Source organism: Streptomyces sp. NPDC039462, from assembly GCF_055639375.1.
This window is the reverse complement of record NZ_JBVKAO010000007.1, coordinates 68,774-84,300: the sequence shown is the minus strand read 5'-3', so window position 1 is coordinate 84,300 and position 15,527 is coordinate 68,774. Positions and strand designations below refer to the sequence as shown.

Below are 15,527 nucleotides of genomic sequence, written 5' to 3'. Positions count from 1 at the left end.
GTCGTCAGTCCTTCATGAGTGCCGTCGTACTGCTACCTAGAGTACGTGTCTCCGGCGCGTCAGGTTCCCGCCGGGCCACCGGTACGGGCACCGGCTCCCTCGGAGCGCCGAAGAGCATGCGCCGTACGTCGGCCCTGGCCTGGCGCACACTGTCGCGCGCGGACGCGAGGGCCTGGCGTGCCGTGCGGCCGACGCTCCGGGCCGCCGCGGCGGCGGGCCGCCATATCGCGTCGCGGACCACGTGCCCGACGGGCGTGAGGATCGAGCGGTACGCCCACCGCACGGGCTCGACGAAGATCCACCGCAGGAGCTTGCCGAGGAACCGGCCGACGGCGAGGGAAATGTGCCCGGCGATGCGCCAGGCGTGTCCGAACGCGTCGCCGACCTCCCGCGCGACGACGGCGATCGCCCGCCCGACCGGGGCGAGCACCCACCGCCACAGGGCGACGGCGGGCACGACGAAGATCCAGCGGAGCAGCGTCGCGATGCCGTGTCCGACCGGTGTGAGCACGGACCGGTACAGCCAGACCGCGGGCACCACGACGAGCGTCCGCACCAGCCAGGCGAGCGCGACGCCGACCGGCACGACCACGTACCGCCACAGACCCACCCACGGCCACACGAAGACCGCCTTGAACAGCCACACCAGGACGGCACCGATGCCGCGCCCGGCAGCGGCGGCCCCGGCGCCCAACCGCCGTGCCAGCCAGGCGAGTCCGTGCCCGATCGGCGTCAGCACGCGCGCGTACAGCCAGCCCGCGGGGATCACGAACAGGACCCGTCCGAGCCAGGCGATGCCGCGGCCGACGGGCGTCAGCACGCGCGCGTAGAGCCATGCCACGGGAACCACGATGAGCATGCGGGCCAGCCAGGCGAGGCCCTTGCCGACCGGCACCAGCACATACCGCCACAGGCCCACCCACGGCCACACGAAGACGGCCTTGAACAGCCAGGTCAGTACCGTCCCGATGGCGCGTCCGACGGGCCGCAGCACGGTGCGGTGGACGAAGCGGCCGCACACGGCGAGCGCGTCCCACACCAGGCGCACGGGGACGACGAGCACGAGCACGACGATCCGCACCGGGATGCGGATCGCGACGGCGAGACACCCTTCGGCCTGCGGGGGCTGCCGGTCGGTCCGCCCCGGCGAGGGCTGCGGGACGGCCTCCTGGGGAGGCCGCTTTTCCAGGTCCATGTAGTCCTAGACGCTCATGGCGCCGGTTCGGATCCAGTACCGCAGCTTGCCGCCCCGCTCGTCCTCGAACGTGCCGCCCGCCGCCTCGATGACCTTCCGCGAGCCGGTGTTGTCGGTGTCGCAGGTCACCAGGACGGCTTCCAGGCCGAGTCGGGCGGCGTACGGGAGGCAGCCGAGCAGCATGCGGGTGGCGTGGCCGCGGCGGCGTGCGGTGGGCCGGACGTCGTAGCCGATGTGGCCGCCGTACTCGCGCAGGAAGCGGGTGGCGACGGTGTGCCGGATGCTGACGCGCCCGAAGTAGTCGGCGCCGTCGACGTACCAGAGGGTGGTGACGGGGACGGCGAAGGGTTCGGCGGGGTGCGCGGCGGCGCGGACCTCGGCGACGTACGCGTCGAAGACGGCCCGGTCGCGCCAGCGGCTGCCGTAGTCGCGCAGGGTGGCGCCGAGCGTCGTGTCGTCGTCGGGCCCGCCCCGCCCCTCGGCCCGGAACTCCTCCATCGCGGTGAGGTAGGAGCGGTGCACCAGGCCGGTGGGCAGGGCGAGTCGGGGCAACGGAGCGTCCCGGCCCTACTTGACGACGGTGAGCGGCAGGAGCTTCTTGCCGGTGGGGCCGATCTGGATGTGCGTGTCCATCTGCGGGCAGACACCGCAGTCGAAGCACGGCGTCCAGCGGCAGTCCTCGACCTCGGTCTCGTCGAGCGAGTCCTGCCAGTCCTCCCAGAGCCAGTCCTTGTCGAGACCGGAGTCCAGGTGGTCCCAGGGCAGGACCTCTTCGTACGTCCGCTCACGCGTGGTGTACCAGTCGACGTCGACGCCCATCTCGGGCAGCGTCTTCTCGGCGCACCGCATCCAGCGCTCGTAACTGAAGTACTCGCGCCAGCCGTCGAAGCGGCCGCCCTCTTCATAGACGGCGCGGATGACGGCGCCGACGCGGCGGTCGCCGCGCGAGAGCAGGCCCTCGACGATGCCGGGCTTGCCGTCGTGGTAGCGGAAGCCGATCGAGCGGCCGTACTTCTTGTCGCCGCGGATCTTGTCGCGGAGCTTCTCCAGGCGGGCGTCGGTCTCCTCGGAGGAGAGCTGCGGGGCCCACTGGAAGGGGGTGTGCGGCTTGGGCACGAAGCCGCCGATCGACACCGTGCAGCGGATGTCGTTCGAGCCGGAGACCTCGCGGCCCTTCTGGATGACCTTCGTCGCCATGTCGGCGATCTGCAGGACGTCCTCGTCGGTCTCGGTGGGCAGGCCGCACATGAAGTACAGCTTCACCTGGCGCCAGCCGTTGCCGTACGCGGTCGAGACGGTGCGGATGAGGTCTTCCTCGGACACCATCTTGTTGATGACCTTGCGCATGCGCTCCGAGCCGCCCTCGGGGGCGAAGGTCAGGCCCGACCTGCGGCCGTTCCTGGTCAGTTCGTTGGCCAGGTCCACGTTGAAGGCGTCGACGCGGGTCGAGGGGAGGGACAGGCCGATCTTGTCCTCCTCGTACCGGTCGGCGAGGCCCTTCGCGACGTCGGCGATCTCGCTGTGGTCCGCGGAGGAGAGCGAGAGCAGGCCGACCTCTTCGAAGCCGGTCGCCTTGAGACCCTTCTCGACCATGTCGCCGATGCCGGTGATGCTTCGCTCCCGCACGGGACGCGTGATCATGCCGGCCTGGCAGAAACGGCAGCCGCGGGTGCAGCCGCGGAAGATCTCCACGGACATGCGCTCGTGGACGGTCTCGGCGAGCGGGACGAGGGGCTGCTTGGGGTAGGGCCACTCGTCGAGGTCCATGACGGTGTGCTTGGACACGCGCCACGGCACACCGCTGCGGTTCGGGACGACGCGGCCGATGCGGCCGTCCGGGAGGTACTCGACGTCGTAGAACGCCGGGACGTAGACCGAGCCGGTCCTGGCGAGGCGGAAGAGGACCTCCTCGCGGCCGCCGGGACGGCCCTCGGCCTTCCAGGCCCGGATGATCTCGGTCATGTCGAGCACGGCCTGCTCGCCGTCGCCGATGATCGCGGCGTCGATGAACTCGGCGATCGGCTCGGGGTTGAAGGCCGCGTGGCCGCCGGCGAGCACGATCGGGTGGTCGACGGTGCGGTCCTTGGACTCCAGCGGGATGCCCGCGAGGTCCAGGGCGGTCAGCATGTTGGTGTAGCCCAGCTCGGTGGAGAAGCTGAGCCCGAAGACGTCGAAGGCGCCGACGGGGCGGTGGCTGTCCACCGTGAACTGGGGCACCTGGTGCTCGCGCATCAGGGCCTCCAGGTCGGGCCAGACGCTGTAGGTGCGCTCGGCGAGCACGCCCTCGCGTTCGTTCAGGACCTCGTAGAGGATCATGACGCCCTGGTTGGGCAGGCCCACCTCGTACGCGTCCGGGTACATGAGCGCCCAGCGGACGTCGCAGGATTCCCACGGCTTGACGGTGCTGTTCAGCTCACCGCCGACGTACTGGATGGGCTTCTGCACATGCGGGAGCAGAGCTTCGAGCTGTGGGAAGACCGACTCGGCAGACATCGCGAACCTTCATGAGCGGGCAGGGGTGACCATCAAGCGTACCCCGGCGTTCACCCGCCCAGCGCCGCCCGCACTTTCGCCCGGGACGCCTCGGCCCACACCTCGGGCAGCTCGCGCTCCCGGTCGGCGCCCGCCGCCTCCTCCTGGCCGTACAGCAATCCCCAGGTGAAGGCGGACTCCCCCGCGAGGTGCGCCTGGATCGCCAGGGCGCGCAGGGCCTCCCGCGCGACGACGCTGTCCTGGTGGTCGCCGAGCACGCTCTGCACGGCCTTCATCCTCTTGGCGAACCGCTTGGCGGGCTTGCCGAGCGCGGGCACCGCCGACTCGCCCGTGTACCTGGCGCGCTTGGCGGCCTTGCGGGCGTCATGCAGGGCGACGTCGCGCTGCTTGCCCGGGGGCAGCTCCAGGGCGTGCTCGACGCGGGCGGCGAGGCGGGCGTAGTCCTTGAGGGCGGCCTTGGACAGCGCCTTCGCGGGTGGGGCGGAGGCGGCGGGGCGCAGCGGGGGCGCGGCAAGGAGGGCGTCGAGGGTGTCCAGGAGGGCGAGGTAGCGCTTGCTGTCGAGCACGGTGACGGTCCTGCGCCGGGAGCCTGCGCGGCGGGCGACGCTCCAGATGCGGAGCCGTCCGCGCACCGGGCCGAGGAGCAGGGTCCTGGGCAGCGCGTCGATGCGGGTGGTGAGCCGCTCGGCGAGGACTTCCTGGTCGCGGTCGACGCCGAGTTCGCCCGCGAGCCACTTGAGCTCGTCGCCGACGGGGTCGGTGACCGTCCGGTCCAGGAGTTTTCGGTACGACTTGAGTGCGCTCCGCATCCGGCGGGTGGCCACCCGCATCTGGTGCACGGAGTCGGGCAAGTCGCGGCGGACGGCGGGGTCGAGCGAGACGATCGCGTCGCGCTGGGCGCGGAGGTAGGCGACGACGTGGTCGCCCGCGGTTCCGGGGCCTTCCCCGACGGTTTCGCGCACCACGTGGGCCACGGCTTCGCTCTTGCCGGCCTTCTTGCCGCTACGGGTCGCGGTCTCGGGCTCGGCCCGCTCCGTCCCGTTCTTCTTCGTCCCGTTCTTCTGCGTCCCGTTCTTCTTCGGAGCGGTCTCGGCGAGAGCCCTGGCCAGCTTCGACGGTGAGGAGGAGCGGCGCGCGCCGGCCTTCTTCAGCTTCTTCTCGATCTTGTCGAGGATCGCGGGGTCGCCGCCGTCCGCCAGTTCCACCTCGGCCTCGGACCATTCGGCGGTGCCGGTGCCGCCGTCGAGCCGTTCGGCCCGCACGCCGTCGATGCTGACCTCGGCGAGCAGGGTGCCATCGGCGTCGAGGAGGTGGCACAGGTTCCTGGCGGACCGGAGCCTGACGACGGGGACCAGTTCGGCCTCGCGCACCCGGGAGCGCACGAGGCCGGAGAGGGCCCGCGGCACCGTGTCCGAGAGCGGGGCGTGGATCTCGTCGCGCACGCCCTCCGCGAGGGACACCGGCAGTTTCAGGTGCCAGCCCGCGTCGTCCCCGCCGGTGCGCCGCCGCAGCGTGACCGAGCCCGCGGCGAGGCGCTGGTCGGGGGTGTCCCAGTAGACGGCGTCCAGTTCGACGACGCCTCTGTCGACGACGTCCTCGACCCCGGCGACGCCCGACAGGTCGGGCAGCGTCGCGCCCGCCCCGACGTCGTACTTCCGCTCGATCTCGCGCTTCGTCTCCGCCATGAATTGAATCTAGACGCGAAACGCGAGGCCAAACATGCCCGCGACAGGACTTCCGGCGACGGCTTACGCGGACATCGGCCGCTGCACCTTGATCGACTGGAGTAGTCCGACGGCCACCCAGACCGCGAACATCGACGAGCCTCCGTAGCTCACGAAGGGCAGCGGCAGGCCCGCGACCGGCATGATGCCGAGGGTCATCCCGATGTTCTCGAAGGCCTGGAAGGCGAACCACGCGATGATGCCCGCGGCGACGATCGTGCCGTAGAGCTCGGTGGTCTCGCGGGCGATGCGGCAGGCGCGCCACAGGACGACGCCGAGCAGGACCAGGATGGCGCCCGCGCCCACGAAGCCGAGCTCCTCGCCCGCGACGGTGAAGACGAAGTCGGTCTGCTGCTCGGGGACGAACTGGCCGGTGGTCTGGGAGCCCTTGGTCAGTCCGGTGCCGGTCAGGCCGCCCGAACCGATCGCGATGCGCGCCTGGTTGGTGTTGTAGCCGACGCCCGCCGGGTCGAGGGCGGGGTTGGCGAAGGCGGCGAAGCGGGCGATCTGGTAGTCGTCGAGGACGCCCAGCTGCCATATGGCGATGCCGCCCGCGACGCCCGCGCCGAGCAGTCCGAACACCCAGCGGTTGGAGGCGCCGGAGGCGAGCAGCACGCCGAGCACGATCATCGCCATCACCATGACCGAGCCGAGGTCGGGCATGAGCAGGACGATCATTATCGGGACGGCGGCGAGGCCGAGGGCCTGCACCACCGTGCGGTGGTCGGGGTGCTCGCGGTCGCCGGCGTCGACGCGCGCCGCGAGCAGCATCGCCATGCCCAGGATGATCGTGATCTTCACGAACTCGGAGGGCTGGAGCGAGAAGCCCGCGATCACGAGCCAGGCGTGGGCGCCGTTGATGGTGGCGCCGAGCGGGGTGAGGACGAGCAGCACCAGGAAGACGGAGATGCCGTAGAGGATCGGCACGGCCGTGCGCAGGGTGCGGTGGCCGAGCCAGATCGTGCCGGCCATCAGGGCGAGCCCGATGCCGATGTTCATGACGTGCTTGAGCAGGAAGGCGTACGGGTCGTCGCCGACGAGTTCCGTGCGGTTGCGGGTCGCCGAGTAGACGAGCGCGGAGCCGATCACGGACAGCGCGAGGGCGCAGAGCAGTATCACCCAGTCGAGCCTGCGCACCACCGAGTCGCGGGCCAGGAGCCGCGACATGCCGGAGCGCTCGGGGCCGTAGCCGGAGACGGAGAAGCCACTTCCGGTCATCAGTCCCGCCTCCAGTTCGCCGGGGCACCGGCCAGCTCCTGCTGCTCGGCCGGCTCCTTGGGCGGCTCGGGCTTGTACGGCTTGATCTTCGGGGAGTGGATCGAGCCGTCGCCCTTGATCCTGGGCAGGGACTTCTGCGGCTCGGGCAGGAGCGCCTTCTTCAGGTCCTGCTTGCCGTTCTCGTCCAGGCCGTAGATCGCGTCGTAGATCTTGCGGACGGCGGGTCCTGAGGCGCCGGAACCCGTACCGCCCTGGGAGATCGTCATGATGATCGTGTAGTCCTTGGTGTACGTCGCGAACCACGAGGTGGTCTGCTTGCCGTAGACCTCGGCGGTACCCGTCTTGGCGTGCATCGGGATCTTGTCCTGCGGCCAGCCGCCGAACCGCCACGCGGCCGTACCGCGCGTCGCGACGTCCGCGAGGGCACCGTCTATGTCCTTGCGGAGCTTGGCGTCCATCGGCAGCCTGCCGTGTGACTTCGGCTTGATCTCCTCGATCCGCTTGCCGTCGGCGCTGATGATCGCCTTGCCGACGGTGGGGTCGTACATGGTGCCGCCGTTGGCGATGGCGCTGTAGATCGTCGCCATCTGTATCGGCGTGACGAGGGTGTCGCCCTGTCCAATGGAGTAGTTGACGGAGTCACCGGCGCGCATCTTCATGCCTTCGAGGCAGTTCTCGTACGCGATGCGCTCGGCGTAGTCGCCGCCGCTCTTCTTGCCCTGCTTGCACCAGGCGTCCTTGTTGGCCTTCCAGTAGTCCTTCTTCCACTGGCGGTCGGGGACGCGTCCGGTGACCTCGTTGGGCAGGTCGATGCCGGTCTCCTTGCCGAGGCCGAACTGGTGGGCGGTCTTGTAGAACCAGTCCTTGGCGTCCTTCTTCGGCTTGTTGCCGCCGTCCTTCGCCCACTGGTCGTGCGACAGCTTGTAGAAGACGGTGTCGCAGGAGACCTCGAGGGCCTGGCCGAGGGTGATGGAGCCGTGGCCCTTGGACTCGAAGTTCTTGAAGGTCTGGCCGCCGATGGAGTACGAGCTGGGGCACGGGTAGCGGCCGTTGAAGTCGTAGCCCGCGTTGACCGCGGCGGTCGTCGGGATGACCTTGAAGATGGAGCCGGGGGCCGCCTGGCCCTGGATGGCGCGGTTGAGCAGCGGGTAGTTGGACTTCTTGCCGGTGAGCCTCGCGTAGTCCTTGCCGGAGATGCCGCCGACCCAGGCGTTCGGGTCGTACGTCGGGTTGGAGGCCATGGAGACGACGCGGCCTGTCTTGTTCTCCATGACGACGACGGCGCCCGCGTCGGCCTTGTAGTTCTCGCCGGTGTTCTTGTCGAACTCCTGGCGCGCCTTCTTCATCGCGTCGTTGAGCCAGTACTCGGAGACGGCCTGCACGCGCGCGTCGATGCTGGTGACGACGTTGGCGCCGGGCTGGGCCGCGTCGGACTCGGCCTTGCCGATGACGCGGCCGAGGTTGTCGACCTCGTAGCGGGTCACGCCGGCCTTGCCGCGCAGCTGCTTGTCGTACGTCCGCTCCAGGCCGGAGCGGCCCACCTGGTCGGAGCGGAGGAACGGCGAGTCGGTGTGCTCGGCCTTCTTGATCTCTTCGTCGGTGACGGGCGAGAGGTAGCCGAGGACCTGCGCGGTGTTGGACTTGCCGGGGGCCGCGTACCGGCGGACCGCGGTGGGTTCGGCGGTGATGCCGGGGAAGTCCTCGGAGCGCTCGCGGATCTGCAGGGCCTGCTTGGGCGTCGCCTCGTCGGTGATCGGGATCGGCTGGTACGGCGAGCCGTTCCAGCAGGGCTGCGGCGTCTTGGAGTCGCAGAGGCGGACCTTGTCGGAGACCTCCTTGGGCTCCATCTCCAGGACGTCGGCGAGCTTGGCGAGGACCGCCTTGCCGTCGTCCTTCATCTTCATCAGGTCCGTGCGGGACGCGGAGACGACGAGCCGCGTTTCGTTGTCGGCGATCGGCACGCCGCGGGCGTCCAGGATCGAGCCGCGCACGGCGGGCTGGACGACCTGCTGGACGTGGTTGCCGGAGGCCTCCTCGGCGTATTCGTCGCCGTTGCGGATCTGGAGGTACCAGAGGCGGCCGCCGAGGGTGAGGAGCAGGGAGACGACGAGGATCTGGATGATGACGAGACGGATCTGCACGCGGGGCGTGCGTCCCGTCTCGGGGATGTTGGTCACAGGCGCTTGACCCCCTTGATGCGTCCGGCGCGGGCGACGCGGGCCTTGGCCGCCTTCGCCCGCAGGCCGCCGCCGCGCTGGTCGCCGATGCGCAGTCCGGTGCCGGACGAGAGCCAGCCGGAGGAGACGTCGGCCGCCTTGTTGGCGGGTCCGTTCTCCCCGAGCGGGTCGTTGTCGGCGCGCCGGGCGAGCGCGATGATCAGCGGCACCGTGAAGGGCGCGAGCAGCAGGTCGTAGAGCGCGGCGGTGAACAGCAGCCCCACCAGGCCCACGTGGCGGGCTGCGGTGTCGCCGACGAGGGAGCCGACGCCCGCGTAGAGCAGCGTCGATCCGATGGCGGCGCTGACGACCACGACGAGCGGCCCGGTGGCGGAGCGGAGTCTGCCGCCGTCGGGCTTGGCGAGGCCCGCGAGGTAGCCGATGACGCAGAGCACCAGGGCGTACCGCCCGGCGGCGTGGTCGGCGGGCGGGGCCAGGTCGGCGAGGAGGCCCGCGCCGAAGCCGACGAGGGCGCCGCCGACGTGGCCGTAGACGAGGGCGAGGCCGAGGACGGTGAGCAGCACCAGGTCGGGCACGGCGCCCGGCAGCTGGAGCCGGGCCAGGACGCTGACCTGGATGACCAGGGCGACGACGACCAGGGTGGTGGACAGCAGGATTCGGTTGAAGCGCATGGGTCCGGTCTCCTACTGCTCGTCGGCGGCGGCGCCGTCGGCCGGGGGCTGTCCCGACGGGGTGGCCGTCACGGTCACCGTCGGGGTCGGCTTGGGCTTCTCGGGCTTCTTCGGCAGGACCGTGTCGCGCGGGTCCTCACGGGGCGCCTCGACGACGACACCGACGATGTCGAGCTTGGTGAACCCGACGTACGGCTTCACGAAGACGTTGCGGGTGAGGTCGCCGCCCGAGGGGTCGACGCGGACGACCTCGCCGACCGGGACGCCCGGCACGAACGGCCGGTCCTTCTGCGAGCCGAAGGTGACGAGCCGGTCGCCCTTCTTGACCTCGGCCTTGCCGTTGAGCAGCTGGACGGAGAGCGGACGGTCGCCCTGTCCGGTGGCGAAGCCGAGCTCGTCGGTCTTCTCCATGCGGGTGCCGACGGTGAAGTCGGGGTCGTTGGCGAGCAGGACGGTCGCGGTGCCCGGGCCGACCGTGGTGACCCGGCCGACCAGGCCGTCGCTGTTCAGGACGGTCATGTCGCGCTTGATGCCGTCCTTGGCGCCGACGTCGATCGTCACGGTCCAGGAGAAGCCCTGGGCCGCTCCTATCCCGATGACCTCGGCGCCCTTGATGCCGTACTGCCCGGCGCCCGCCTTCTTGAGCATGCCGTCGAGCTGGCGCACGCGGCTGCGGTTGCGGTCGTCGCTGCCGAGCTTGGCCTTCAACGCGGCGTTCTGGCGCTCCAGTTCGGCGATGCGGCTGTGGCGCTCGCCCGAGTCGCGGACCGCGCCGATGGCGTTCCCGATCGGGTCGACGGCGGAGGACATGCCCTCCTCGACCGGACCGAAGACCGTGGCGGCGGCCTGGCGGGCGCCGTCGACCGGCGAGTCCTCACCGCCGCGGATGTCCACCGTGATCAAAGCGAACGCGATGGCGACCAGCAGCACAAGAAGCAGCCGGCTCTCTCGTGTGTCCCTCACGTGCGGCGGCGTGCCTTCCTCAATCGGATTCCGTGGAAACTGCGGGTTCCACGAGGTTCTGGGGAATTGTCGTGCCTTGCGGGAATTGTGTGTCTTGCCTCTATATCAACGATCCGCCGCACGAAGTGGCAGGCACTCGTACGGCGGATGTTCTCGCGTCAGATCATCTGCGCGGCTGGGCGTCCAGCACCTGCTGCAACGCCTCGAACTCCTCGACACACTTGCCGGAGCCGAGCGCCACGCTGTCCAGCGGGTCCTCGGCGATGTGGATCGGCATGCCGGTCTCGCGGCGCAGCCGCTCGTCGAGGCCGCGCAGCAGGGCGCCGCCACCGGTCAGCACGATGCCGCGGTCCATGACGTCACCCGACAGCTCGGGCGGGCACTTGTCGAGGGTGGTCTTGACCGCGTCGACGATCGCGTTGACCGGCTCCTCGATGGCCTTGCGGACCTCGGCGGCGGAGATGACGACGGTCTTGGGCAGCCCGGAGACCAGGTCGCGGCCGCGGATCTCGGTGTGCTCGTCGGCGTCCATGTCGTACGCCGAACCGATGGTGATCTTGATCTGCTCCGCGGTGCGCTCGCCGAGGAGGAGGGAGTACTCCTTCTTGATGTGCTGGATGATCGCGTTGTCCAGCTCGTCGCCGGCGACGCGGATCGACTGTGCCGTGACGATTCCGCCGAGCGAGATGACGGCGACCTCGGTGGTGCCGCCGCCGATGTCCACCACCATGTTGCCCGTGGCCTCGTGGACCGGCAGGCCGGAGCCGATGGCGGCGGCCATGGGCTCCTCGATGATGTGCACCTGACGCGCGCCGGCCTGCGAGGAGGCCTCGATGACGGCGCGGCGCTCGACGCCCGTGATACCCGAGGGCACGCAGACGACCACGCGCGGGCGGGCCAGGTAGCGCCGCTTGTGGATCTTCAGGATGAAGTAGCGGAGCATCCGCTCGGTGATCTCGAAGTCGGCGATCACGCCGTCCTTCAGCGGACGCACCGCGACGATGTTGCCGGGGGTGCGCCCGATCATCTTCTTGGCTTCCGCACCGACCGCGAGGATGCCGCCGGTGTTGGTGTTGATCGCGACGACGGACGGCTCGTTGAGTACGATCCCCCGACCCCTGACGTACACCAGCGTGTTGGCGGTCCCGAGGTCGACAGCCATGTCACGGCCGATGAACGACATGTTGTTCCCCATGAGGATGCGTCTGGCCTTCCCTATTGGAGCTTGTGATGGCTTTTTAGGTAGGCGAGGTGGGTGCTGAGTGGCAGTGGAGGCTTCCATCGTAGTCTCGGCCGCGCGAAGACGGCGCGAGGGTCTTCGCCATTGTCAGCAGATGATGTGCCGCCTCGCCTTTGGAGACGTGCCATCGGAGGCACGGGTTCCCCCAATTGGGGCGCATATGCCAAAGGACGGCCGAATTCCTTCGGCCGTCCAGGGGCGGGCGGCGCGCTGCTGACGTGCGGTCAGAAAACCGTATGTCGCACTTTCGGTCTCTCGTCCTGTGGACTAGGCGACGCCCGGGAAGAAGATCTTCAGCTCGCGCTCGGCGGACTCCTCCGAGTCCGAAGCGTGGATCAGGTTCTCCCGGACGATCGTGCCGAAGTCACCGCGGATCGAACCGGGCGCCGCGGCGATCGGGTCGGTCGGCCCGGCGAGCGCGCGGACACCCTCGATGACCCGCTCGCCCTCGACGACGAGCGCCACGACGGGCCCGGACGACATGAAGGCGACCAGCGGCTCGTAGAAGGGCTTGCCCTTGTGCTCGCCGTAGTGCTGCTCCAGGGTCTCCTGGTCCAGCGAGCGCAGTTCCAGCGCCGAGATCGTCCAGCCCGCCTTGCGCTCGATGCGGCCGATGATCTCACCGATCAGGCCGCGACGGACGGCGTCGGGCTTCAGCAGGACGAGGGTGCGCTGGCTCATGTGCGGCTCCAAGAGGTGTTCGTACGATCTCTGCGATCACGGGGGATTGGGCCGCACGATACCGGGGTCGGCTACGCGGCGTTACCTCCGGCCTCCGGCTGCCCCTCCGCCATGGCCGCGAAGCGCGCCTTCGCCTCGTCGATCTTGCGTCCGAAGTGGACCGACGCCCACCACAGGGCGGCGAACACCGCGCCCAGGAAGAACATCGTCGGCACCACGAAACCGCTGGCGATCAGCGCGATCTGCAGGGCCCAGCCGAGCTGGATGCCGCCGGGCCGGGTGATCATGCCGCAGAGCAGGAGGCTCAGCAGCATCGCGATGCCGCAGACCGTCCAGACCGTGCCCATCGACAGGTCGTCGTCCTTCATGGCGACCAGACCCGCGAAGCCGATGACGAAGAACTCGCCGATCAGCGTCGAAGCGCAGAGCATACGCACAGGAATTCAGCCTCTCCCCAGGAGCAGTCGGGCCTCGCCGACCGTGATGACGGAACCAGTGACGAGCACGCCGGCGCCGGCGAACTCCCCCTCCTCCTCGGCGAGGGTGATCGCCGCCTCCAGCGCGTCGTCCAGGCGCGGCTCCACCTGCACGCGCTCGTCGCCGAAGACCTCCACGGCGAGCGCGGCCAGCGTGTCGGCGTCCATCGCGCGGTGGCTGGAGTTCTGCGTGACGACGACCTCGGTGAAGATCGGCTCGAAGGCTTCGAGGAAGCCCTTCATGTCCTTGTCGTCGCTCGCGCCGATCACGCCGATCAGCCGGCTGAAGTCGAAGACCTCGCTGATCGCGGCGGCGGTGGCGCGGGCACCCGCCGGGTTGTGCGCGGCGTCGAGGACGACGGTGGGCGAGCGGCGCACCACCTCCAGACGGCCCGGCGAGGAGACCGAGGCGAAGGCCTTGCGGATGGTGTCGATGTCCAGCGTGCGCGCGTGCTGCGAGCCGACGCCGAAGAACGCCTCGACGGCGGCGAGCGCCACGGCGGCGTTGTGCGCCTGGTACTCGCCGTGGAGGGGCAGGAAGATTTCCTCGTACTCCCCGCCGAGTCCGCGGAGCGTCAGGAGCTGGCCGCCGACCGCGACCCGGCGGGCGACGACGCCGAACTCCAGGCCCTCGCGGGCCACCGTCGCGTCGACCTCGACGGCCTTCTTCAGGAGCACCTGCGCGGCGTCCACCGGCTGCTGGGCCATGATCACCGTCGCGTCCGGCTTGATGATGCCGGCCTTCTCCTTGGCGATCTCGCCCGGTGTGGAGCCGAGGCGGTCCGTGTGGTCCAGGTCGATGGGGGTGATGACGGCGACCGAGCCGTCGATCACGTTCGTCGCGTCCCAGCTGCCGCCCATGCCGACCTCGACGACGGCCACGTCCACCGGGGCGTCCGCGAAGGCCGCGTACGCCATGCCGGTGAGGACCTCGAAGAAGGAGAGGCGGTACTCCTGCCGGTCGTCGACCATCTCGACGTACGGCTTGATGTCGTTGTACGTCTCGATGAAGCGCTCGGCCTCGACGGGGGCGCCGTCCAGGCTGATGCGCTCGGTGATCGACTGGACGTGGGGCGAGGTGTACCGGCCGGTGCGCAGCTCGAAGGCGGAGAACAGCGCCTCGATCATGCGGGCCGTGGACGTCTTGCCGTTCGTCCCCGTGATGTGGATCGAGGGGTACGCGCGCTGGGGCTCGCCCAGGACGTCCATCAGGGCGGCGATGCGGCTGACGGAGGGCTCCAGCTTGGTCTCGCCCCAGCGGGACGCGAGCTCCGTCTCCACCTCGCGCAACGCCCTGTCCACCTCCGGATCGGTGGGGCGCGTGGGGACGTCACCCTGCGGCGGGCCCCCCTGGGCGCGGAGGGTACGGCTGCCCGCCTCGATCACCGCGAGGTCGGGGTCGCGGTCCGTCTCGGCACCGACGATCTCGTCGAAGGGGTCGCCGTCGGCGGGTCGGTCGGCGCTGTCGTCGTACGGGGGGAGATCACTCACGTACGCCAGTCTACGGAGCGGCACCGACACTCGCCGTCAGGACCTCCGAGAGGGCCCAGGATCCACTCGTCGGGACTTTAGGCCCGTCCGATTCGGGACTTTGGTCCCTCCGCTTCGGGCGGCCGCCGGGCAAACTTGGCGATCATGGACATAGGTATCGACCTCGGCACTGCGAACACACTCCTCTACGTGCGCGGCAAGGGGATCGTGCTCAACGAGCCGTCCGTGGTCGCCGTGCGGGCCGACCGGGGCGGCAAGAGCGGGGTGCTCGCCGTGGGGGCGGAGGCCAAGGAGACCATCGGGCGGACGCCCGGGTCCATCACCGCCATCCGCCCGCTGCGGGACGGCGTGATCAGTGACTACGAAGCCGCGGAAGAACTGATCCGGCACTTCGTGCGGAAGGCCCTGCCGGGGCGCCGGCCCCGTACGCGCATGGTCGTGTGCGTGCCGAGCGGGGTCACGCCCGTCGAGCGGCGCGCGATCGTGCACGCGTCGCAGCGGGCCGGGGCACGGGCCGTGCACCTGATCGAGGAGCCGATGGCGGCGGCCATCGGGGCGGGGCTTCCGGTCTCCGAGCCCCGGGGGTCGATGGTGGTCGACATCGGGGGCGGGACGACCGAGGTCGCCGTCATCTCGCTGGGCGGCATCGTCACCGCCCAGTCGCTGCGGGTGGGCGGTGACCGGCTGGACTCGGCCATCACCGACTTCGTGCGCAAGGAGCACACGCTCCTCATCGGGGAGCGCACCGCCGAGGACATCAAGGTCGCCATCGGATCGGCGTGGCCCGTGCCGGGCGACGACGCCCTGGAGATGCGGACGTTCACCGTGCGCGGGCGGGAGAAGGTGGGCGGGCTGCCTAAGACGGTAGACCTCACCGCGCGTGAGGTGCGGGCCGCGCTGGACGAGCCCGTCGAGCAGATCATCGCCGCGGTGAAGGCGACCCTGGAGGAGTGCCCGCCGGAGCTGTCCGGCGACATCATGGAGCACGGGATCGTGCTGACCGGTGGCGGTGCGCTGCTGCCGGGGCTCGACCTGCGGATCGCCTCCGGCACGGGGATTCCCGTCTTCGTCGCCGACGATCCGCTGGACAGCGTCGCGATGGGGTGCGGGAAGTGCGTGGAGGACTTCGACGGGCTGGAGCGGGTGATGACCGCGGCGTGAGCCTGCGGCGCGGGGTGCCCTTTGTCGTCTGCGGGCC

General features: G+C 70.2%; 13 protein-coding genes. 1 reads left to right on the top strand and 12 read right to left on the bottom strand.

Annotated features, from left to right (window positions below):
• Positions 1-4: 4 nt before the first annotated feature.
• From ACZ7LU_RS31290 to folC, 12 genes are all read right to left on the bottom strand, one after another.
• Positions 5-1,195 carry a hypothetical protein gene (locus ACZ7LU_RS31290; RefSeq protein ID WP_471918648.1) on the bottom strand — a complete coding sequence of 397 codons (1,191 nt, stop codon included), beginning with the start codon at positions 1,193-1,195 and terminating at the stop codon, positions 5-7.
• 6 nt (positions 1,196-1,201) lie between these two features.
• Entirely contained in the window at positions 1,202-1,747 is a 546-nt protein-coding gene (locus ACZ7LU_RS31285; RefSeq protein ID WP_471918647.1) for a GNAT family N-acetyltransferase, read from the bottom strand.
• A 15-nt stretch (positions 1,748-1,762) separates the two neighbouring features.
• Entirely contained in the window at positions 1,763-3,688 is a 1,926-nt protein-coding gene (locus ACZ7LU_RS31280; RefSeq protein WP_398297741.1) for a TIGR03960 family B12-binding radical SAM protein, read from the bottom strand.
• A gap of 50 nt (positions 3,689-3,738) precedes the next feature.
• Entirely contained in the window at positions 3,739-5,373 is a 1,635-nt protein-coding gene (locus tag ACZ7LU_RS31275) for a CYTH and CHAD domain-containing protein (protein WP_471918646.1), read from the bottom strand.
• A 63-nt stretch (positions 5,374-5,436) separates the two neighbouring features.
• Positions 5,437-6,630, bottom strand: coding sequence for a rod shape-determining protein RodA (gene rodA, locus ACZ7LU_RS31270; protein WP_398297745.1), 1,194 nt, complete (start codon positions 6,628-6,630; stop codon positions 5,437-5,439).
• A complete protein-coding gene (gene mrdA / locus ACZ7LU_RS31265) occupies positions 6,630-8,807 on the bottom strand; it encodes a penicillin-binding protein 2 (RefSeq protein ID WP_471918645.1) in 2,178 nt (725 codons plus the stop codon). The genes rodA and mrdA overlap by 1 nt, the downstream gene beginning before the upstream one ends.
• Positions 8,804-9,478 carry a rod shape-determining protein MreD gene (gene mreD, locus ACZ7LU_RS31260; protein ID WP_398297749.1) on the bottom strand — a complete coding sequence of 225 codons (675 nt, stop codon included), beginning with the start codon at positions 9,476-9,478 and terminating at the stop codon, positions 8,804-8,806. Before mreD ends, mrdA begins: the two co-directional genes overlap by 4 nt.
• Positions 9,479-9,490: 12 nt before the next feature.
• Positions 9,491-10,441, bottom strand: coding sequence for a rod shape-determining protein MreC (gene mreC / locus ACZ7LU_RS31255; RefSeq protein ID WP_471918644.1), 951 nt, complete (start codon positions 10,439-10,441; stop codon positions 9,491-9,493).
• 163 nt (positions 10,442-10,604) lie between these two features.
• Positions 10,605-11,624 carry a rod shape-determining protein gene (locus ACZ7LU_RS31250; RefSeq protein WP_030362602.1) on the bottom strand — a complete coding sequence of 340 codons (1,020 nt, stop codon included), beginning with the start codon at positions 11,622-11,624 and terminating at the stop codon, positions 10,605-10,607.
• A 324-nt stretch (positions 11,625-11,948) separates the two neighbouring features.
• The gene (gene ndk, locus ACZ7LU_RS31245) at positions 11,949-12,362 is read right to left on the bottom strand and encodes a nucleoside-diphosphate kinase (protein ID WP_127911807.1); all 414 of its coding nucleotides are present in this window, start codon (positions 12,360-12,362) and stop codon (positions 11,949-11,951) included.
• Between the two features lie 71 nt (positions 12,363-12,433).
• A complete protein-coding gene (locus tag ACZ7LU_RS31240; RefSeq protein WP_398297753.1) occupies positions 12,434-12,799 on the bottom strand; it encodes a DUF4233 domain-containing protein in 366 nt (121 codons plus the stop codon).
• Between the two features lie 6 nt (positions 12,800-12,805).
• Positions 12,806-14,329 (bottom strand): bifunctional tetrahydrofolate synthase/dihydrofolate synthase, encoded by a 1,524-nt coding sequence (gene folC, locus ACZ7LU_RS31235; RefSeq protein ID WP_398297755.1) that lies wholly within the window; start codon positions 14,327-14,329, stop codon positions 12,806-12,808.
• A 144-nt stretch (positions 14,330-14,473) separates the two neighbouring features.
• Between folC and ACZ7LU_RS31230 the strand changes: the two genes are divergently transcribed.
• On the top strand, positions 14,474-15,490 hold the full coding sequence (locus ACZ7LU_RS31230; RefSeq protein WP_398297757.1) for a rod shape-determining protein: 1,017 nt from the start codon (positions 14,474-14,476) through the stop codon (positions 15,488-15,490).
• Positions 15,491-15,527: the final 37 nt, after the last annotated feature.

Bases quoted from the DNA above. Each gene is read 5' to 3' on its own strand.
- ACZ7LU_RS31250 (WP_030362602.1), bottom strand. From the start codon at position 11,624: ATGTCGTTCATCGGCCGTGACATGGCTGTCGACCTCGGGACCGCCAAC.
- ACZ7LU_RS31280 (WP_398297741.1), bottom strand. From the start codon at position 3,688: ATGTCTGCCGAGTCGGTCTTCCCACAGCTCGAAGCTCTGCTCCCGCAT.
- rodA (WP_398297745.1), bottom strand. From the start codon at position 6,630: ATGACCGGAAGTGGCTTCTCCGTCTCCGGCTACGGCCCCGAGCGCTCC.
- ACZ7LU_RS31290 (WP_471918648.1), bottom strand. From the start codon at position 1,195: ATGGACCTGGAAAAGCGGCCTCCCCAGGAGGCCGTCCCGCAGCCCTCG.
- mreD (WP_398297749.1), bottom strand. From the start codon at position 9,478: ATGCGCTTCAACCGAATCCTGCTGTCCACCACCCTGGTCGTCGTCGCC.
- ACZ7LU_RS31275 (WP_471918646.1), bottom strand. From the start codon at position 5,373: ATGGCGGAGACGAAGCGCGAGATCGAGCGGAAGTACGACGTCGGGGCG.
- ndk (WP_127911807.1), bottom strand. From the start codon at position 12,362: ATGAGCCAGCGCACCCTCGTCCTGCTGAAGCCCGACGCCGTCCGTCGC.
- ACZ7LU_RS31230 (WP_398297757.1), top strand. From the start codon at position 14,474: ATGGACATAGGTATCGACCTCGGCACTGCGAACACACTCCTCTACGTG.